This is a genomic window from Kitasatospora sp. NPDC085464 (genome assembly GCF_044541955.1).
Classification (GTDB): domain Bacteria; phylum Actinomycetota; class Actinomycetes; order Streptomycetales; family Streptomycetaceae; genus Kitasatospora.
Map to the genome: position 1 here is coordinate 1 of NZ_JBITTM010000044.1, position 19,078 is coordinate 19,078.

Below are 19,078 nucleotides of genomic sequence, written 5' to 3' on the forward strand. Positions count from 1 at the left end.
GGCACATACGCACCACCCGCCTTCACCACACCCAACAGCGCCACCACCAACTCCACCGACCGCGGCAGCACCACCCCCACGAACGACTCCGCACCGACCCCCCGCCCGATCAACCATCGAGCCACCCGGTTCGACCACGCATCCAACTCCCGATACGTCAACGACCGCCCACCCGCGACCACCGCCACCGCATCCGGCGTCCGCTCCACCTGCTCACCGAACAACACCGGCAACGACACATCACGGACAACCCGCGACTCACCGTTCCACCCCACCAACACCCGCTCACGCTCACCCGCCACGAACACATCCACCCGGTCCACGAGGACCGACGGGTCCGCGACGACCTGCTCCAGTACCCGGACCAGCCGGTCCTGGTGGGCGGTCAGTTCGTCCTCCCGGTAGAGGGCCGGGTCCGCGTCGAACTCCAGGCGGATCCCGCCGCGCGACGTCGCGCTGCCGTAGAAGTTGACCTTCAGGTCGTTCACCGGCCCGGTGGACAGCGGGTGGACCGTGGCGGGGCTGTCTCCGAAGACCGGCTCGCCGGCGAAGGCCATCACGTTGACCGTCGGGCCGAGCCGGGCCTGGCGGCCGCCGGACAGGCCCAGTTCCCGGACGAGGTCCTCACCGCGGAACCGCTGGTGGCGGATCACGTCCGCCAGCGAGCGGGCGACGTCGGCGGTCAGGTCGGCGAAGGTGCGGTCCGGCGCGGGGGTCAGCCGGATGGGCAGGACGTTGACCATCGCGCTCGGCGTGGTCAGCCCGGTGCGGCCGGTGCGGCCCGCGAGGGGGAGCGCGAAGGTGAAGTCCGTCCGGCCCGTCATCCGCTGGTAGAGGACCGCGGTGGCGGCGATCGCCAGGGCGGGCCACGGCACGCCCGACCGCTCGGCGAGGGCGGCGAGCCGGGCCACCAGGTCCGGGTCCAGGGTCCGGACGCGGCGCAGGCTGCTGTGGGTGCTGCCGGCCGAACGGTCGGCGAGGGTGATCGGGTCCGGCACCTCCGTGAAGCGGTCCAGCCAGTACGCGCGGTCCTGCCGCCGCCGGCGCGAGTCCGGGTAGGAGGCCTCGTCGGCGACCACCCGGTCCAGCGTCGCGAAGGGGGACGCCGGGGGCTCCTGCCCGGCCAGCAGGGCGGTGTAGAGGGCCGCGACGCGGTCCGTGTAGACCGACTGGCCGAAGCCGTCGAGCACCGCGTGGTGGTAGCGGTGCACGTAGAACGAGCGGTCGTCGGCGAGCCTGAGCAGGGTCTGGACGCTGAGCGGGCCGCGGCCGAGGTCGAACGGCCGGGCCATCTCCCCCGCCATCCAGCGGTGCGCCTCGGCCTCCGGGTCCGGGGTGTCCCGCAGGTCGACCACGCGCAGCGGCCGCTCCTCGGCGTGCGTGACCAGCTGGTGGAGCCGCGGTTCGCCGTCCGGCTCGTGGTCCGGGCCGGTGTCCTCGACGAAGTGGGAGCGCAGGGCCTCCGTCTCCTCGACGCCCCGGCGCACGGCCTGCGCGAGCACGTCGACGTCGACCGGACCGTCGATCTCGTAGTAGCCGCCGCAGTTGTAGAGGGGGCTGTCCGGCTGCAGTTGCTGGGCGACCCAGATGCCCAGCTGGGCGGCGGTGACGGGTCGACGGAGCGTACGGGCGTCGTCGGACATGGACGAGCGGTCCTCTCGGATCTGCGGGGTGGCGGACTGCGGGCGTGGCGGGGACGCGTGGGGCGGGACGGGAGCCGGCGTGGGCGTCGGAGGGTCAGGCCTCCCGGGCCAGTTCCTCGATGAGGGCCGCGCTGAGGGCGTCGATGGTGGGGTTGTCCCACATGACGGTCGGGTCGAGGGAGATGTCGAGGTGGTCCTCCAGCTCGGCGGCGACCGAGAGGACGTACAGCGAGTCGAGGCCGTAGTCGGAGAGCCTCGCGGCGGGGTCGACGGTGTCCGCGGGCCGCTCCAGGTGGGCGGCCACGCAGTCGACCAGCCAGGTGCGCAGGCTCTCGACGGTGTGGGTGTCGGTACCGGTGTCGGTCATCGGGCTCTCCTCGGTGGCAGTGGTCGGGGGACGGTGGGGACGATGGGTCGGGTCCCGTCAGGGCCGGTCAGGGCGGGTCAGGGCCGGTCGGGAAGGGCGCGCCGGGCCAGGTCGAAGGACCGGCCGCCCTCGTAGCGGTCCACGAGCTCCGCGTACAGCTGCTCGTGCACCGGGCCGGTCGGCTGCGCGGCCCGTCGGACCCGGCCGGTCAGCCCGCGCCCCGGGGCCGCGGCGAGCAGCTGCGGGTCGCAGAGGGCGGCGACCGCGGGGTCGGCGAGCAGCTCGGTGAGCGGGACCGGGGCCGCGTCGGCCTCCGGCGTCCGTCGGCCCGCCTCGAACAGCGCGCGCTGGGTCTCGGACAGCAGCAGCTGGAACGCGGCGTGCTCGCCCACGCGGATGTAGAAGCGCGACCCCATCACCACCGAGAGGCGGTCCAGCGCGCCCTGGAGGATGCGCGGTCCGAGCACCGCCAGGGCGTGCGCGGGGGTGCCGTGCTGCGCGGGCCCGGCCGCCGCCTCGCGCACGGCGAGCGTGGCCAGCACGTCGCAGAGCAGGAGGTCGGCGAAGGCGCCGGAGAGCAGCGAGCGCAGGGACGGCAGGTCGATCGCCGCGGCCCCGTAGAGCCGGCGGGCCCGCAGGTGCCGCAGGGTGATCCGCAGGGCGGAGTCGAGGGCTCCGACGCCGGCACCGACGGCGAGGGCCTCGGTGAGGCCCCCGGCCCCGGCGACCGTCGCGGGCGGCAGCGCGGCCACGGCGGGCGACCGGCGGTGGACGGCCCGCAGCGCGTGCAGCACCGGCTCGGGGTCGCCGTCCGGGACCTCCCAGGCGTCCCCGTCCGGGCGCCGGCCGGCCTCCGCGGCAGCGACGACGGCCTGGAAGCCGTACGGGTTCGCCGGGTCGAAGGGGTCGCCGAGGCGCTGTTCCAGGGCGTCCGCGAGGGCTGCGGTGGTGGTGTTCACGAGGCCTCCGCCTTCCGGGGTCCGACGGGCGCGCGGTGCTCCGGGGCGTCCGGGTGGCCCGGGGTGTCCGGGTGGCCCGGGCCGTTCAGGGCGTCGGGCTGTTCCAGCAGGGAGAGGAAGGTGCCGGGCGGGCAGGCGAGCAGGTCGTCGGCGAGGTGGTCCAGCACCTCGGCCTCGGCGTCCTCGACGGGTTCGCCGAGGTCGGTCAGCGCCGTGACGAGGCAGCCGCGCAGCCAGGTGTCCGGCACCGCTCCGACGCCGCTCCCGGTCCCGCGCAGCCAGAGGTGCAGGGCGCTCGCCGCCGCGAAGCACAGCTCGTAGCGCTCGGCGAGGTCGAAGGCCTCGGCCGGGACGGCCCGGGGGGCGAACCGGACCGCCGCCATCGCCTCGTGGAGGCGGTCGGTGGCGTCGAGGAGGCGCTCGGCGAGCGCGAGCACCGAGCGCAGCCCGTCGGACGTGCCGGACGCCGACGACGTGTCGGACGTGCCGGTCGTCGCACCCGCCGGCTCCGCCGCGACCCGCTCGCGCAGTTCCGCGACGGCCCCCGGCAGTCCGGCCACGACGGAGCAGCCGCCGGTGGACAGCAGGCTGAGCGAGGCCGGCCGGAAGGGCCTCGGCGGGGTGTGCGGGTCGGTGGCCTCGGCGAGGCCGTCCGCGTCCACGCGGCCCTTGCGGTAGCCGCGGGCGATGCGCACGAACTGCTCGATCAGCGCGTTGCGGTTGACGAGGCTGCTGCCGTCGAAGATCCCGATGATGCGGTGGTCCCGCTCCGCCTTGGCGAACAGGGCGTGCGGGTCTCCGGCGCCGAGCAGCCCGTGCGGGCCGAGGAGGTGCAGCAGCCGGGCGATCACCGCGTCGGTCCGGGCCGGGACGTGGGCCTTGGCGACGGCGGAGATCACGCTCATCTCGCCGGTGAGGGAGTGCAGGGAGCGCACCGCGACCAGGCCGGTGGCTTCGGCGAGGAGCAGACCGGCGGCGGCCTCGCCCAGTTCGCGCCGGACGTGCGGCTGCCGCGCGAGCGCCGCGCCCTGCTCCCCGGGGGCGAGCGGGGCGCCGCCGGGCCGGTGCGCGGCGGCGAAGTCCGCGGCCAGGCGCAGGGCGTGGTCCCCCGCGCCGAGCGACATGGCGGCGCAGCAGGTCCGGGTGATGTGCAGGGCCTTGACGATGATCTCGACGCCCTGGCCGGGCGCGCCGATCAGCGCGTCCGCGGGCAGCAGGGCCCGGTGGAAGGCGATTCCGCTGATGTCGGCGCCGCGGATGCCGTAGGTGGGCACCTTGGGCAGGGCGGTGTGCGCGCCGGGTGCCAGCCGGGCCTTGTCGACCAGGAAGAGGCTGAAGCCGCGCGGCCCGCCCGCCTCGTCGGTGCGGGCGAGCACGGTCACCAGGCCGGCCCGGGTGACGTTGTTGATCAGCCATTTCTCGCCGTCCAGCAACCAGCCGCCGTCGGGCGCGGGACGCGCGACGACCTCGCCGGCGAGCAGGTCGCTGCCGTGGTGGCGTTCGGTCAGCGCGCAGGAGACCACCTCGGCGGCGGTGATCCGCCGGCCGAGCCGCCGGGCGGGTCCGGCGTCGCCGGCGATCCAGGTGGGCACGGCGCCGAGGTAGGTCTTGCCGTGGGCGGCGGCGACGGTGAGGTCGATCCGTGAGACGGCGCGCAGCAGCCGCATCACGACGCCGAAGTCGTCGAGGGCGCCGCCGTGTTCGGCGGGCACGTAGTAGCGGGGCAGGCCGGCCTCGTCGAGGGCCCGGCAGGCGTCGGCGGGGAAGGCGTCGGCCTCGTCCAGGGCGGCCAGCCCGGCCGGGTCGAAGGGCTGTCCGGGGCCGGTGAGTTCGTGCAGCAGCCGGGTGAGCCGCGCCACCGGGTCGGTGGCGGCGGGGCTCCGGGCGGGGGGCGCCGCGGCGGTCATGCGCCGGCCTTCCCGGCGGCGACGGCGGGCGCGGGGGCGCCGGTGACCGGGCGGAGGAGGTTCTCCTGGTAGTCCGCGTAGGTGGGTTCGAGGGCGCCGGCCCGGAACAGCTCGCGCATCGCCGAGCGCTGGACCTTGCCGCTGGTGGTGCGGCGCACCCCGCCGGGGCGCAGCAGCAGGACGGCCCCGACGGGCGCGCCGAACTCGCGGGCGACGGTCAGCCGCATCTCGGCGGCGAGCCGGCGCAGCAGCTCCTCCTCCTTGATGCCGCGCACCTCGTGGGTGACGACGAGGACGTCCTCGCGCTGCGGGCCGTCGCCGGGAACGGCGAAGCAGGCGCCGACGAGGCTGCCCAGTTCGGGCTGCTGGACGCGGAGTTCCTGCTCGATGTCCTGCGGGTAGAGGTTGCGGCCGCGCAGGTTGAGCACGTCCTTGAGCCGGCCGGTGACGTACAGCTCGCCGTCGTACAGGGTGCCGAGGTCGCCGGTGCGCAGGTAGCCGGTGTCGCCGTCGTCGGTGGTCGCGCGGAACTCGGCGGCGTTGGTGGCCTCGCGGTTCCAGTAGCCGTGGCCGATGACGGGGCCGCGGAGCCAGATCTCGCCGACGCCGCCCTCGGGCAGGACGCGGTGGGTGCCGGGGTCGACGATCCGGATCTCGGCGCCGGTGACGGGCCCGCAGCCGGCCACGGCGCGGCCGGGCGCGCCGTCGGCCACCGGGCGGAACTCGTGGTTCTCCAGCAGGTCCGGGTCGATGTGGCGCACGACGGGGCGGCCGTCGAGCGCGCCGGAGACGAAGAGGGTGGCTTCGGCCATGCCGTAGCAGGGGCTCAGGGTGGTGGGCTGCAGCCCGTACGGGGCGAAGCGCTGCTGGAAGGCGTCCAGGACGGCGGGGCGGACCGGCTCGGAGCCGTCGACGGCGTACTTCCAGCGGGACAGGTCCAGGCCCTCGGCCTGGGCGTCGGTGATCCGCCGGACGCACAGCTCGTACGCGAAGTCGGGTGCGGCGCTGGTGTGGATCCCGAAGCGGTCGATCATGTGCAGCCAGAGGTGGGGCCGCTTGAGGAAGGTGGACGGGCTCATCAGGACGGTCCCGGCGCCGCGCAGCAGCGACGGCAGGATGATGCCCATCAGCCCCATGTCGTGGAAGTGCGGGATCCAGCCGCCGAACGGGGTGTGCTCGTCGAGCCCGAACCGGTCGATGATGGTGGAGCTGTTCTGCAGCAGGTTGCCGTGGGTGATGACGACGCCCTTGGGGTCGCCGGTGGAGCCGGAGGTGTACTGCAGCACGGCGACGGTGTCGTGCGTGGCGGGCGGCATCGTCCAGCCGTCCGGGCCCGGTCCGGCGCCGTCGTCGGTGACCAGCAGGGCGAGGTCGTCGATCCCCTCCTCGGTGATCCAGTCCTCGACGTCGCCGCTGGTGGCGGTGTCGGTCAGGACCGCCACGGCCCCGGCGTCGGCGGCGATCCGCACGACGCGGTGGCGCTCGTGGCGGTAGCGGCCGGGCAGCGAGGCGGGGACGGCGACGGCGCCGGCGTAGAGGCAGCCGAGGAAGGCGGTCAGGAAGGCCGGCCCGGCGGGGTAGAGCAGCACGGCCCGCTCGCCCGGGACGATGCCGGCGGCGCGCAGCCGCACGGCGATCTCGCGGGCCTGCCGGTCCAGTTCCGCGTACGTCAGCCGGATCGCCCCGTCCTCCCGGAGCGGATCGCTCACGAATGTCAGCGCGTCCTTCTCCGGAATGTTCTCCGCATGCCCGACGAGCACTGCGGTGACACTGGGGGCGGTGACGATTTCCGCCATGTGGATGCCTGCCCTTCGCCTTCGCTCCTGGAATTCCTGCCGCGCCGGTCCGGCACCGCAGCTTCTTTCTAGCGACGCCCCGGCGGGCCGCGGAAGGCGGCTGACAGCAAACTGCAGGACGGGATGGGCAGGCGCCCGGCGACGGGGGCCTTTCCTGCACCGCGGGCCCCGTCGGGGGCCTCCGGCCCTCCGGTACCGGCCAGTCGGGACCCGGTCCGGGGGCCCTGACGGGCAGTAGAGTCGAGGCACCGTCAGCGCGCGGCCGTCAGCGCGAGGCCGCCTTTCCCGACCGCTGGCATCGGACTCCCCCCTTTCCGCCGAGTGATCGGCGTACCGGTCCTGGCGCCGGAACACGCCGGTTCTCCCGAGACCGGAACTCCCATGAATTCGACACCTGGACCCATGAATTCCTCACCTGGTACCGAATCCCCTTCCGTGCTGCTGACCGGCACCTCATCCGACGCCCACACCTGGAATCTCGTCTACCTCCAGCTCGTCCTGGAGGAAATCGGCCACACCGTGGCGAACCTGGGCCCGTGCCCGCCGGACGACCTGGTGGTGCGCTCCTGCCTGGAGCTGCAGCCGGGGCTCGTGGTGGTCAGCAGCGTCAACGGCCACGGCTTCAACGACGGCCTGCGGCTGATCCGGGCGCTGCGGGCGCAGCCCGAACTGGCCTCGACCACCGTCGTCATCGGCGGCAAGCTCGTCACCGACGGCCTGCGCAACGTCGGCATGATCCGCCGGCTCACGGCGGCCGGCTACGACCGGGTCTTCGACGACGGGGAACTGCCCGCGTTCCGCGCCCTGGCCGCCCGGACGCCGTACCGAGCCGTGTCGTGACCCCGCCGTCGTTCGGCGGCTTCGTGGCCCGCGCGCACGCGCGCGGCGAGCTCGTGGTGCAGCCGCGGATGGGCTTCAGCGATCCGCGGCTGATGCGCGAGGGGCTGGAGCGGACCAGGGCGGCCGAGGCCGTCACGGTCGGCACCCTGACCCTGGACAGCTACACCCGGGTCAACGACCTGGCGGCGGCCCGGCTGGCCGTCGCCGAGGGCGTCCCGCTCAACGGCTACCCGATCTGCACCCACGCCCCCGCCGTGTCGCACACGGTGCTGGACGGCGTCCACGGCACCGGGTTCCCGGTGCAGGTGCGGCACGGCTCGGCGCGGCCGCAGCACATCGTGGCCGCCCTGCTCGCCCTGGGGCTCGACGCCACCGAGGGCGGCCCGGTCTCGTACTGCCTGCCGTACAGCCGCACCCCGCTGAGCGAGGCGGTGGCCGCCTGGCGGACCGTCTGCGGCATGCTCGCCCGGGCGGGGACCGACGACCGGGTGCCGCACCTGGAGAGCTTCGGCGGCTGCATGCTCGGGCAGTTGTGCCCGCCGTCGGTGCTGGTGGCGCTGAGCGTCCTGGAGGGCGTGTTCTTCGCCCGGCACGGCCTGCGCAGCGTCTCCCTGAGCTACGCCCAGCAGACCAGTCCGGAGCAGGACCGGGAGGCGGTGGCTGCCCTGGACGCGCTGGCCGGCGAGCTGCTGCCGGGCGTCGACCGGCACCTGGTCGTCTACGCCTACATGGGGGTGTACCCGGCCTCCCGGACCGGCGCGCTGCGGCTGCTGGAGGCCGCGGCGCGGCTGGCGGTCGAGTCGGGTGCGGCCCGGCTCATCGTCAAGACCGCCGCCGAGGCGCACCGCATCCCCACCATCGCCGACAACGTGGAGGCGCTGGAGACCGCCGCTCGGGCGGCGCGCACCGCCGTCCGGCCGGCGGCCGGGGCCGGGCCCGGCGTGGACTCCGAGGTGTACGCGGAGGCCCGCGCGCTGGTCCACACCGTGCTGGCGCTGCACGACGACGTCGGCGAGGCGCTGCTGCTGGCCTTCCGGCGCGGCCTGCTCGACATCCCGTTCTGCCTGCACCCCGACAACGCGGGGCGGACCAGGAGCTTCATCGACACCGACGGGCGGCTGCGCTGGTCGGACACCGGGCGGCTGCCGCTGGCCCGTACGGCCGTGGCCGGTGCCCGGAAGCTGACCTCCGCCGACCTGCTGACCGCGCTGACCCGGGTCCAGCGCACCTACGACCCAGGAGGCACCCGATGACCGCCACCACCCCGCTGCCGGAACGCCCCGCCGCGACGCTCTGGCAGGGCAGCAGCGTGCCCGCGCAGCTGCTGATCCTCACCGGCCGTTCGATCCGGGCGCACCTGGCGCACCGCCGGGCGGTGGTCCTGAGCATGCTCCAGCCGGTGTTCATGCTGCTGCTGCTCAGTCAGGTCTTCGGCAGCATCGTCGACCGCGGCCACCTGCCGGCGCGGGTCGGCTACCTGGACTACCTGCTGCCGGCGCTCCTGGTGACCACCGGGATCGGTCCCGCGGTGGCCTCGGGCATCGGACTGGTCCGGGACATGGACAACGGCGCGGTGGCCCGGCTGCGGACACTGCCGATCCACGCGCCGCTGCTGCTGATCGCCCGCAGCCTCGCCGATCTGCTGCGCACCGCCGTGCAGTTGGTGATCCTGCTGGTGGTCGCCGTCGTGGTGCTGGACGCCGATCCGGCCGGCGGTCCGCTCGGGCTGCTGGCCGCCCTGCTGCTGACCTGTGCGGTGGTGTGGGCGATGACCTGGATCTTCCTCGCCCTGGCCGCGTGGCTGCGCAACGCGGAGGCCATGCAGAGCGCGGGCTACCTGGTGACGTTCCCGCTGATGTTCGCGTCCAGCGCGTTCGTGCCGGCGGACCGGCTGCCGGGCTGGCTCCAGCTGCTGGCGAGGCTCAACCCGCTGTCGTACGCGATGGACGCGAGCCGGGCGCTCGCCCTCGACCTGCCGCTGGGCACCCGGGTGTGGGCCGCCCTGGGCACCAGCGTGCTCGTCGCGGCGGTCGGGTCGGCCGCCGCCGTCCGGGCGTTCCGCCGCCCGGTGGCCTGACCCCGCGACGACTCCTCCCCTCGGACCGGACGTCCTCCCGTAACGGACGTCCCCGGACCTCCACGAAACGGAGCAACCATGACCGAACTGCGATCACGGCCGCTGGTCCGCCTGGACGCGGCGCCCGACCCGGGCACCGACGCCGAGGCCTGGACGGCGCGCCACCGCGCGGAGATCCGCGGGCTGGCGGCCGAGCACGGCGCCGTCCTGGTCCGCGGACTGGACCTGGCGGGCCGGGACCGGGCCGCCGCCGTCGTGGCCGGGGTCCTCGGCGAGGGCCTGGTCGAACGCGAGGGGTTCGCCCCGCGCGACCCGTACCCGGCCCCCGGCGTGTACTCCTCCTCGCACTGGCCGGCCGACCAGCCCATGTGCATGCACCACGAGATGAGCTACGCGGCCCGGGCCCCGCGCCTGCTGGCCTTCGCCTGCGTCACCCCGCCGACGAGCGGCGGGGTGACGGCGCTCGCGGACGCCCGGCTGGTCCTGGAGGACCTGCCGGCCGGCCTGGTCGAGCGGTTCGAACGGCACGGCTGGCGGCTGACCCGGCACTACAACCCGTTCGTCGGCATCGGCTGGCAGGACGCGTTCGGCAGCACGGACCGCGCCGAGGTGGACCGCTACTGCGCGGCCGACGGCATCGAGACGCACTGGGACTCCGACGGGGCCCTGCGCACCGTGCAGACCCGGCCCGCGGTGCTCGCCCACCCCGACACCGGCGAGCGCTGCTGGTTCAACCAGATCGCCTTCCTCAACGAGTGGACGATGGCCCCCGAGGTGCGGGAGTTCCTGGTCGCCGAGTTCGGCCCCGAGGGGCTGCCGTTCAACACCTTCCACGGCGACGGGACACCGCTGGACGCCGCCACGGTGGACTCGATCAACGAGGTCTACGAGCGCCACACGGTGCGCGAGCCCTGGCAGCGGGGCGACCTGCTGGTGGTCGACAACGTCCGTACGGCGCACAGCCGCGAGCCGTACCGGGGCGAGCGGGAGATCGTCGTCGGGCTGGGCGAGCCGTTCCGTCCCTGAGCCGCCACCGCCGGCCCGCACGAAAGGAGCGGGGCCGCACCCGGGTGTTCCGGGTGCGGCCCCGCTCCGTCGTGCGGGCCGGCGGTCAGTCGAAGCTCAGCGTGCGGTACACGGTGACGTTGCCGACCAGGTCCTGGCAGGCCTGGGCGGCCGCGGCGAGCTGCGCCGGGCAGTCCGGCGAGGCCGTGTCGAGCAGGATGCCGAGGGTGGTGCCGCTGTGGCCGACCACCACGCCCAGGCCCCCCACCTCGCGGCAGATGCCGATCATCCCCTCCAGCGACCACTTGTGGCGCAGCACCTGGTTCATCCGGGCGCTGGCGGTCGCGACCCGCCCGACCTCGGCGAGGTCCCGGCGGGCGACGGCCCCGGTGATCCGGTCCAGCAGCCGCACGTACTCCCGTTTGTCGGCCGCGGTGAACGGCTTGGGGATGGCATTGAAGGAGACCGTGTCCACCGCGCCGCCCTCGTCGCCGCTGACCACCGCCATCGACGGCAGCGACCCCAGCCGGGCGCGCAGCCGCACGGTGCGGTGGTGGAAGGCCACGATCGAGGGGTAGAGCACGCCGTCGGTCGGTTCGATCCGGGCGAGGTAGGACTCGATGCGGCGCGGCGGCATGGCCTCGTCCAGGGCGTTGGCCACGGCGCGGGCGGTGGCCACCAGGTCCGCCGAGGAGCTGGCCAGGCCCTTGCCCTCGGGCAGGGTGCTGTGGATCTTCAGCAGCCCGCCGGCCGGCCGCCCGGCGTCCTCCATGATCATCGCGGTGAGGCGCAGGGCCTTCTTCTTGTGCGGCGGCCAGACCCGGAGCACGTCGGAGTCCGGGTCCGGCTCGAACCTGGCCATCGCCCAGCGGGCGACCGGCAGGGTGACCAGGAAGTCCCCGTCCTCCTCGGGCAGGACGCCCTGGAGCAGCTCGCCGAAGGTGCCGAAGGCGGTGCTCACCCCGGTGCTCACCCCGGTGCTCACCCCGGTTCCGGTCCCGCTGCCCGCCCCGGTGCCGATCCCGGCGCCCGGCCGGACGGTGGCCGCCCGACCGGGCGCCGGGGTGATGATCTCGGCCGTCACCTGGCCTCCTCCTCGTCCCACTGCCCGGTCCGCCGGCCGGCCCGCCGCACCACGTCGGCGGTCTCCCCCGGTCGGGTGCTGATGAAGTAGTGCCCGCCCCTGGCGAGTTCGCGCAGCTCGACCCGGTCGGAGACCGCCTTCCAGTCGCCGTGGGCGGCCTCGAAGCCGGCCGTGGAGGCGTCGTCCCGGGCGACCACGACGTCCACCGGCGCGTCCAGCCGGTAGCGCGCGCCGTCCTCCCGCAGCCGGATCAGCTGGCGGTTGGCGGTCAGGACGTCGTGCCGGTAGGCCCGGCCCACCACGTCGGCCCGCTCCGGCTTGAGCGCGTCCAGCTCCACGTAGGCGTTGTCGGCGCGCAGTTGGGCCAGCAGGGCCTGGTTGTCGGCGGCGGACACCTCGGCCATCTCGGCGCGCAGCTCCTCCGTCCCGGCCAGCAGGAGGGCGCCGACGAAGACCCGCTCGACCGGCCGGCCGGCCTCCTCCAGGAGGCGGGCCGTCTCCAGCGCCGCCGCGGCGCCCGCGCAGTGCCCCCAGATCAGGACCGGCGTGGTGATCCGCTCGATGATCTCGTCCCGGACCCGCCGGGCGAGCTCCGGGACGTCCGGCAGCTCCCCGTCCGTGCCCTCGCCGGCCGCGTCGGGGCCGCCGGGGAAGTCGTGCCCGGGGAGCTCCACCGCCTCGACGGCGAAGCCGTCCCGCTCCAGCTCCGCGGCCAGCGAACGGAAGTTGACGGCGTTGCCGCCCGCGTACGGGAAGCAGACCAGGGTGTGGTGCGGGGCGCGGGCGGCCGACAGCGGCTGCAGCAGGCCGGTGACCGCCGGGGCGGTGTCGCCGCGGCCCCGGGCGTCCAGGGCGGCGGCCAGGTCGGCGAGGACGGGACGCCCGACGAGGTCCTTCAGGGACAGCGCGCGGTCCAGGTGGACCAGCAGCCGCACCGCGGCCAGCGACGTGCCGCCGAGGTCGAAGAAGCTGTCGGCCCGTCCGATCCGCTCCAGCGGTACGCCGAGCACCTCGGCCCACAGCATGGCCAGGCGCTGCTCGGAGGGGGTGCTGGGGGCCGCGTAGGGGGCGCCGCCGTGGCCCAGGGTCCCGGCGATCCGGACCAGGCCCTTCTTGTCGATCTTGCCGTTCTCGGTCAGCGGCAGCCGCTCCACCTGGTGGAAGTAGGTGGGCACCATGTAGTCGGGCAGCAGGGTGGCCAGGAAGTCGCGGACGCGCTCGGCCGGCAGGTCCTCCTCGCCCGCGAAGAACGCGACGAGGTTGCGCAGGTCGCCGGCGCCCCCGTCGATGACGACGGCGGCCTCCCGCACGCCGGGCATCGCCAGCAGCTTGTTCTCGATCTCGCCGATCTCGATCCGGAAGCCGCGGATCTTGACCTGCTCGTCCCGTCGGCCCAGGTACTCGATCCGCCCCTCGGGCAGCCAGCGGCCGAAGTCACCGGTCCGGTACATCCGGGTGTTGGGGCGGAACGGGTCGGGGACGAACGCCTGCCGGGTGCGCTCCTCGTCGTTGATGTAGCCGCGCCCGACGCACACGCCGGAGAAGGCGATCTCGCCGGGCGAGCCGAGCGGCACCAGGGCCAGGTTCTCGTCGAGCACGTACGTGTTGACGTTGCGCAGCGAGCGGCCGACCGTCACGAAGTCCCGGTCGGGCAGCCCCCGCAGCACCTCGTGCATGGTGTCGTCGGAGACCTCGGTGGCGCCGTAGGCGTTGACCAGGCTGATCCCCGGGTAGGCGGCGAACCAGCGCTGGACGAGCTCGTACTTGAGCGCCTCCCCGGTGACCGAGACGGTGCGCAGCCGGCCGAGCGGGCGCGGGTGCTGGGCCAGGTGGGTCAGCAGCACCTCCAGGTAGGACGGCACGATCTGGATCACCGTGACGCGCCCGTCGGCGATCTCGTCGAGGAAGCCCGCGACGTCGAGCTGGGTGTCGGTGTCCACGATCCGCACGGTGCCGCCGACCATCAGCGGGGCGGCGAACTGCCACAGGGAGATGTCGAAGCACTGCGAGGCGGTCTGGGTGACGACCTCGTCGGCACCGCCGGCCAGCCCCATGTCCTCGATCTTCATGAAGAGGTGGTTCAGCATGCCCGCGTGCTCGCACACCGCGCCCTTGGGGGCGCCCGTCGAGCCGGAGGTGAAGTAGATGTACGCCGCCTGCCCGGGCGTCACCGTGACCCCGGTCGGGGCCTCGGAGAGGTCGGGGCGGGTGCGGATCTCCGGCACCGACAGGGCCACCGGCGGCTGTGCGACGGCCGCGGACGCCTCCCGGGCCAGGGTCTCGCTGCCCGGCCCGGTCAGCACGAACCGGCACTCACTGCGCTCGAACTGGGTCGCCACCCGGTCCACCGGGAAGTCGGGGCGGACGGGCAGGTAGACGCCGCCGGCCTTGAACACGCCGAGGGCGGCGGCGAGCCAGTCCAGGGTGCGGTCCATGACGACGGCGACCACGTCCTCGGCGGCGGCGCCGGCCCCGACCAGGGCGTGCGCGACCCGGTTGGCCCGCTCGTCCAGCTCCCGGTAGGTCCAGCGCTCCCCCGCGTGCTCGGCCGCGACGGCGTCGGGCACGGCCCGCACCCGCTCCTCGAAGAGGTCCACGAAGGTGCGGTCGGGCAGCTCGGCGCGCGGCCCGGCCAGGCCGTAGAGCTGCTTCTCGACCTCGCGGTCCGAGAGCAGGCTCTGCCGGTCGTGCCGCTCGCCGGGGCCGGCCGCCAGGTTGGCCAGCGCCACCAGGTGGTAGCCGGCCAGGCGCTGGGCGTGGCCCGCGTCGAGCGCGGCACGGTCGTACCGCAGGCGCAGCGTGAGGCCGGTCCCGTCGCGGTGCCAGGCCACGCCCAGCACGGCGCCGTCGGCGAGCGCGGCGGCCGGGGTGTCGGCCTGCCCGGGTGCGGTGCCGTCGGCGGCGGCCGGGGCGGGCGCGGTGCCGTCGGCCGCGAGGCCCGACAGGTCCAGGACCACCTCCGGGCGGCCCCCGGGCTCGGCCCCCGCGTCGGTCGCGGGCCCGGCCGGGGCGGCGGCCGTCCGCGCCACCAGCTCCGCCCAGGTGGAGTTCTCGACGGCCAGGCGCAGCGGCCGGACCGTTCCCGCGCCGCCCGGCGGCAGGTGACCGACGAGCAGCGCGCGCTCGGCCGCCACGGTCGCGAGCACCCGGGCGTGGGCGGCGGTCAGCAGGGCGGGCAGATCGGCCCCCAGCTCGGCGGCCCGGAGTTCCAGGGTGCGGGTGAGGTCCTCGGCGATCCGGGTGTCGTGGACCGCGCCGCCCTCCTCCCGGGCGGTCGGCGCGGTCCACCGGGGAACCCTGGTGAACGCCTGGTTGTCCGCGTGCTCCGTCATCGGCCCCCGACTCCTCGTCCAAGCGTCGCCGGCTCCGCCAGCTCGATCCTGATCAGCCGCGCGGCGGTCACCGCGCGCTGTGCTGCCTCGTCCGCGTCCGTTCCGGTGGCGACCACGCAGGCCAGCCGGTCCTGGAACGAGTGCGTGATCCGTACCGTCCGGCCCTCGGCGGTGCCGGACGTCACCGCCACCACGCCGGGCGCCGCCACGGCGTCCGGGAGTCCGCCGACCCGGGCGACCACGCCCTCGCGGTCGGCGGGCAGGAAGCGGATCGCCGCGTGTCCGGCGCCGCCGGCGGAGGGGCCGGCGGGCAGCCCGGCCACCCGGGCGATCACCGCGTCCACCAGGTCGGTGCCGAGCGCGGCCCGCACGGCGACCGGGATCATCCCGCCGGCCAGCCGCGGGTTGACCTCGATCACCACCGGTCCGGCGTCGGTCAGCCGCAGTTCGGTGTGGGCCGCGCCCCAGCCGAGGCCGAGCGCGGCGAGGGCCCGCCGCGCGGTGTCGCCGAGGGCGGCGGCGGTCGCGTCGGGCACCGGTGCGGGCACGTCGTGCCCGGTCTCCACGAAGTACGGCTCGGCGCCGGTGTGCTTGGCGACGACGGTCACCACGGTGTCGTCGAAGGTCTCGACGGAGAACTCCGGCCCATGCACGGCCGCCTCGACCAGGATCCGGGCCGCGACCGGCGCGCCGCGCTCGTCGGTGGCCCGGGCCAGCAGTTCCGCGGCCCAGGCCCGGACCTCGGCGCCGTCCCGGCAGAGCCGGACGCCGACCGAACCGGAGCCGCTGACCGGCTTGAGGACGACGGGGTGGCCGATCGCGTCGGCCGCCCGTACCGCCTCGGACACCTCGGTCACGGCGGCGAAGGCGGGCACCGCCACGCCGGCGGCCGCGAGCGCGGTCCGCTGGTGCTCCTTGTCGCGGCAGCGGGCGATGGCGTCGCCGTCGGCCGCGGGCAGCCCGAGCTTGCGCGCGGTGCGCGCGGCGGGCGCGACGAAGTACTCGGAGCTGGACGCGATGCCCGCCAACCCGGCGGCGCCCTCGGCGAGTTCGGCGCAGCAGGCGAGGACGGCGTCCGGGTCCCCGGTGTCCAGCACCCGGGTGGGGATGCGGTCCTCGGCCGCGTAGGGGTACCGGTCCGGGTCCCGGGTCAGCAGGACCGGGCGCAGTCCCCTGGCTCGGGCCGCCGCGCAGAACTCGCGTCCGGTCCCTGTGGTGTTGCTCTCCAGGAGCGCGAACCACGGCCCGTCGGGCCGCCGTTCGTCCGCGCCGTCGTGCTGTCCTGCCGTCGCGCTCACGGCGCACTCTCCGTTCCGTCTCTCCGTTCCGTCTCCGTCAGCGTTTGCGTCTGCGTCCGCGTCTGCGCCTGCGTCCGTGTCCGCTGCTGCTGCGCGGGTCGCGGGGGCCGGCGGGCCGGTCAGTGCCGCCACCGCCTCCGCCAGCCGCAGCTCGCCCTGCGCGGTCCGGGCCCGCTGGGCGGCGAGCCGGTCGCAGTGCCCGGACAGCCGCTCCCGCAGCACCCGCACCGTCCGGTCGCACTCGCCCGGGCCGCCGCCGCGGTCGTGGTCGTCCACCACCTCGCGCAGCGTGGGGAGTTCGGCCGAGTCGGCGCCCGTACCGTCGGGCAGGCGGATCGCGGCCAGTTCGGTCGCCCCGGCCTCGACGGCCTCCCGCACCGCCTCGCCGACGACGTGGTGCGCGGTGCGGAAGGGCACGCCCCGGGCCACCAGCCGGTTGGCGATCACGGTCGCGGTGACGAAGCCCTCCCGGGCCCGCTCCGCCATCCGCGCCGGGACGGGCCGGGCGCCGCCCACCAGGGCCTGGCCGAGCAGCACCGAGTCCAGGACGGCGGCGAGCGCCGGCCACCCCGCGGCGACCGCCTCGGTGCCCACCTCGATGGAGTTGGTGAAGGGCGTCGACTTCATCGCGGAGGCCGCCGCCGTCCACGCGCCGACCGCCAGCCCGGCCTTGGCCTTGACGTGCTCCAGCAGGAAGGCGTTGCGCTTCTGCGGCATCGCGGAGCTGCCGCCGACCAGCCGCTCCGGGAACTCGACGAAGCCGAACTCCTGGGTGCTCCACAGCTGGAGGTCGGTGGCCAGCCGGCTGAGCGTCAGCGCGGCCGAGGCGGCCGCCGCGACCGCGCGCAGCATGGTGTCGCGGGCGGCCACGGCGTCGGTGGCGTGCAGCGGGCCGTCCGCGAAGCCCAGCAGCTCGGCGGTGCGGGCCGGGTCGATGGGCAGGTCGGTGCCGGCCACCGCCCCGGCGCCCAGCGGGCACCGGTCCAGCTGGTCGAGGACCTGCTGCAGGGACTCGACGTCCCGGTCGAGCGCGGTCGCGATCCCCGCCAGGTAGTAGCCGTAGCTGACCGGCATCGCGGGCTGGAAGTGGGTGTAGACCGGCATGACCACGCCGCGGTGGGCGCGGGCCCGGGCCAGCAGGACCGCCTGGAGCCGCAGCAACTCGCCGATCAGCGCGGTCAGTTCGGCGCGCAGCCGCAGGGCGGTGATGGTGGCCTTGATGTCGTTGCGGGAGCGGCCGGTGTGCAGCTTCCCGCCCACCTCCGAGCCGAGTTCGGCCACCAGGTGGCCCTCGTACATCAGGTAGAGGCCGCGCGGGGCCGGCAGGTCGTACAGCTCGCGGAAGCCGTCGGCGCGCAGCGCGGTGATCCGGCGCAGCAGGGCGGCCGCCGCGTCGCGCGGCAGCAGTCCGCTCTCGGTGAGCATCACGACGTGCGCCAGGTCCACGGTGCTGGTGGCGCCCAGTTCCTGGCGGATGTCCGCCGGCCCCGACTCGCCGTACACCACGCGCCTGGTCCGCGCGCCGAGGGTCCGGGTGAGGCGTCCGGTGACGGTCACGACAGGGCCCGCTCGGGCAGCGGGCGGTCGGTGCGGGCGACGGTCCCGGGCACCTCGTCGTAGGCGCGGCGGGCCCAGTCGAAGCGGCTCCAGCCCGGCCCGGCCTCGGCGGGGGACTCGACGGTGACCGGCTCGACCGGCGGGGCGTCCAGGAGCAGGCCGTTGTCGGCGAGCCAGCTGTCGTCGTACACGGTCGCCTGGTAGCGGTACCCCTCGTCGGGCAGCATCACCACGCACAGCCGGTCCGGGTGGCGCTCGGCCCACCACCGGGCGACGAGGTGGGCGGCGCCGCTCGTCGGGCCCTGGAAGAGCGCGTGCCGGGCGTGCAGGGCCCGGGTCTGCGCGTACGCCTCGGCCGCGTCGCACCAGTGGATCTCGTCGAAGACGCCGTGGTCGAGGTTGGCCGGCCACAGGCTGTTGCCCAGTCCGCGCAGGCCGCGCGGCCCGTCGGGCTGGCCGAAGAGCACGCTGCGGTGGCTGTCGACGCCGATCGCCAGGGTCTGCGGGGTGTGCTCGCGCAGGCCGCGGACGGTGCCGCACATCGAACCGCCGGAGCCGACCGGCCCGACGACGCAGTCGACGTCCCCGAGGGTGCGGTGCAGCATCTCGGCGACCACCCCGTACGAGCGGGGGTTGTCGGGGTTGCTGTACTGCTCGGGGCAGAAGGACTCGGGCAGTTCGGCGCGGATCTCGGCCAGGCGGCGCAGCCGGGCCTCCTGGTAGCCGCCGACGGGTGCGGGGTCCCGGCAGATCTCGACCCGGGCGCCGAGGTCGGTCAGCCTGCGGTACAGGTTGGGGTCGATCGCCGGGTCGCTGACCAGGATCAGCTCACGCTCCATCAGGGCGCACTGCATCGCCAGGGCGAGGCCGAAGGTGCCCGAGGTGGTCTCGACGACGGGACCGTCGCCGAGTTCACCGCGCTGTTCGGCCCGCTGGAGGATGTAGTGGGCCGGCAGCAGCTTCATCAGGGTGAAGACGGCGCCGTACAGGTTGGGACCGAGCCGGACGAGGCGCGGGATCATCTGTGCTTCGGTGATCGAGTGGTACGGCGCGGTGGTCACCGTCATGGGAGCTCCCAGGGGATTCGGTGGGGACCGGCGTGCCCGGTCCGGCATCCCGGGGCGGGCCGACGAGGACAGGGGTTGGGTGTGCGAGCCGGTAGAGGATCCACAGGTTCACGGGTTCGGCCTCCCGGTCGGCGCGGCCCGCGGCC

13 protein-coding genes are annotated in these 19,078 nt (G+C 75.2%); 4 read left to right on the plus strand and 9 right to left on the minus strand.

What is annotated here, in order from left to right; all coding sequences use genetic code 11:
* From ACIGG8_RS32445 to ACIGG8_RS32465, 5 genes are all read right to left on the minus strand, one after another.
* The coding region (locus ACIGG8_RS32445) for a condensation domain-containing protein (RefSeq protein WP_396552256.1) at nt 1-1,643 on the minus strand (1,643 nt) is incomplete at its 3' end.
* Nucleotides 1,644-1,737: 94 nt separating this feature from the next.
* Nucleotides 1,738-2,010, minus strand: coding sequence for an acyl carrier protein (locus ACIGG8_RS32450; RefSeq protein ID WP_350526564.1), 273 nt, complete (start codon nt 2,008-2,010; stop codon nt 1,738-1,740).
* Between the two features lie 77 nt (nt 2,011-2,087).
* Nucleotides 2,088-2,969 carry a hypothetical protein gene (locus tag ACIGG8_RS32455; RefSeq protein WP_396552257.1) on the minus strand — a complete coding sequence of 294 codons (882 nt, stop codon included), beginning with the start codon at nt 2,967-2,969 and terminating at the stop codon, nt 2,088-2,090.
* Nucleotides 2,966-4,876, minus strand: coding sequence for an acyl-CoA dehydrogenase family protein (locus tag ACIGG8_RS32460; protein WP_396552258.1), 1,911 nt, complete (start codon nt 4,874-4,876; stop codon nt 2,966-2,968). The genes ACIGG8_RS32455 and ACIGG8_RS32460 overlap by 4 nt, the downstream gene beginning before the upstream one ends.
* On the minus strand, nt 4,873-6,672 hold the full coding sequence (locus tag ACIGG8_RS32465) for a fatty acyl-AMP ligase (protein ID WP_396552259.1): 1,800 nt from the start codon (nt 6,670-6,672) through the stop codon (nt 4,873-4,875). Before ACIGG8_RS32465 ends, ACIGG8_RS32460 begins: the two co-directional genes overlap by 4 nt.
* Before the next feature lie 435 nt (nt 6,673-7,107).
* On the opposite strand from ACIGG8_RS32465, the gene ACIGG8_RS32470 reads away from it, so the two are divergent.
* The 4 genes from ACIGG8_RS32470 to ACIGG8_RS32485 all read left to right on the plus strand — a co-directional run bounded on the left by ACIGG8_RS32470 (nt 7,108) and on the right by ACIGG8_RS32485 (nt 10,615).
* Nucleotides 7,108-7,512, plus strand: a complete 405-nt coding sequence (locus ACIGG8_RS32470; protein ID WP_350526560.1) for a cobalamin-dependent protein — start codon at nt 7,108-7,110, stop codon at nt 7,510-7,512.
* Nucleotides 7,509-8,765 (plus strand): methylaspartate mutase, encoded by a 1,257-nt coding sequence (locus ACIGG8_RS32475; RefSeq protein WP_396552260.1) that lies wholly within the window; start codon nt 7,509-7,511, stop codon nt 8,763-8,765. Before ACIGG8_RS32470 ends, ACIGG8_RS32475 begins: the two co-directional genes overlap by 4 nt.
* Complete coding sequence (locus ACIGG8_RS32480; RefSeq protein WP_396552261.1) at nt 8,762-9,589, plus strand: ABC transporter permease; 828 nt, start codon at nt 8,762-8,764, stop codon at nt 9,587-9,589. The genes ACIGG8_RS32475 and ACIGG8_RS32480 overlap by 4 nt, the downstream gene beginning before the upstream one ends.
* Before the next feature lie 78 nt (nt 9,590-9,667).
* Nucleotides 9,668-10,615 (plus strand): TauD/TfdA family dioxygenase, encoded by a 948-nt coding sequence (locus tag ACIGG8_RS32485; protein WP_396552262.1) that lies wholly within the window; start codon nt 9,668-9,670, stop codon nt 10,613-10,615.
* 85 nt (nt 10,616-10,700) lie between these two features.
* Here ACIGG8_RS32485 and ACIGG8_RS32490 read toward each other — a convergent pair whose 3' ends face one another.
* Genes ACIGG8_RS32490 through ACIGG8_RS32505 form a run of 4 tightly spaced genes read right to left on the minus strand, consistent with a single transcriptional unit; the run spans nt 10,701 to nt 18,932 of the window.
* Nucleotides 10,701-11,678 (minus strand): kinase, encoded by a 978-nt coding sequence (locus ACIGG8_RS32490; protein ID WP_396552263.1) that lies wholly within the window; start codon nt 11,676-11,678, stop codon nt 10,701-10,703.
* Nucleotides 11,675-15,010, minus strand: coding sequence for an amino acid adenylation domain-containing protein (locus ACIGG8_RS32495; protein ID WP_396552264.1), 3,336 nt, complete (start codon nt 15,008-15,010; stop codon nt 11,675-11,677). The genes ACIGG8_RS32490 and ACIGG8_RS32495 overlap by 4 nt, the downstream gene beginning before the upstream one ends.
* Nucleotides 15,007-17,865 (minus strand): argininosuccinate lyase, encoded by a 2,859-nt coding sequence (gene argH / locus ACIGG8_RS32500; RefSeq protein WP_396552265.1) that lies wholly within the window; start codon nt 17,863-17,865, stop codon nt 15,007-15,009. The genes ACIGG8_RS32495 and argH overlap by 4 nt, the downstream gene beginning before the upstream one ends.
* On the minus strand, nt 17,862-18,932 hold the full coding sequence (locus tag ACIGG8_RS32505; protein ID WP_396552266.1) for a cysteine synthase family protein: 1,071 nt from the start codon (nt 18,930-18,932) through the stop codon (nt 17,862-17,864). Before ACIGG8_RS32505 ends, argH begins: the two co-directional genes overlap by 4 nt.
* Nucleotides 18,933-19,078 lie beyond the last annotated feature (146 nt).

Coding starts and splice junctions, on each gene's coding strand:
- ACIGG8_RS32450 (WP_350526564.1), bottom strand. CDS start 2,010: ATGACCGACACCGGTACCGACACCCACACCGTCGAGAGCCTGCGCACC.
- ACIGG8_RS32460 (WP_396552258.1), bottom strand. CDS start 4,876: ATGACCGCCGCGGCGCCCCCCGCCCGGAGCCCCGCCGCCACCGACCCG.
- ACIGG8_RS32465 (WP_396552259.1), bottom strand. CDS start 6,672: ATGGCGGAAATCGTCACCGCCCCCAGTGTCACCGCAGTGCTCGTCGGG.
- ACIGG8_RS32480 (WP_396552261.1), top strand. CDS start 8,762: ATGACCGCCACCACCCCGCTGCCGGAACGCCCCGCCGCGACGCTCTGG.
- ACIGG8_RS32485 (WP_396552262.1), top strand. CDS start 9,668: ATGACCGAACTGCGATCACGGCCGCTGGTCCGCCTGGACGCGGCGCCC.
- ACIGG8_RS32495 (WP_396552264.1), bottom strand. CDS start 15,010: ATGACGGAGCACGCGGACAACCAGGCGTTCACCAGGGTTCCCCGGTGG.
- ACIGG8_RS32505 (WP_396552266.1), bottom strand. CDS start 18,932: ATGACGGTGACCACCGCGCCGTACCACTCGATCACCGAAGCACAGATG.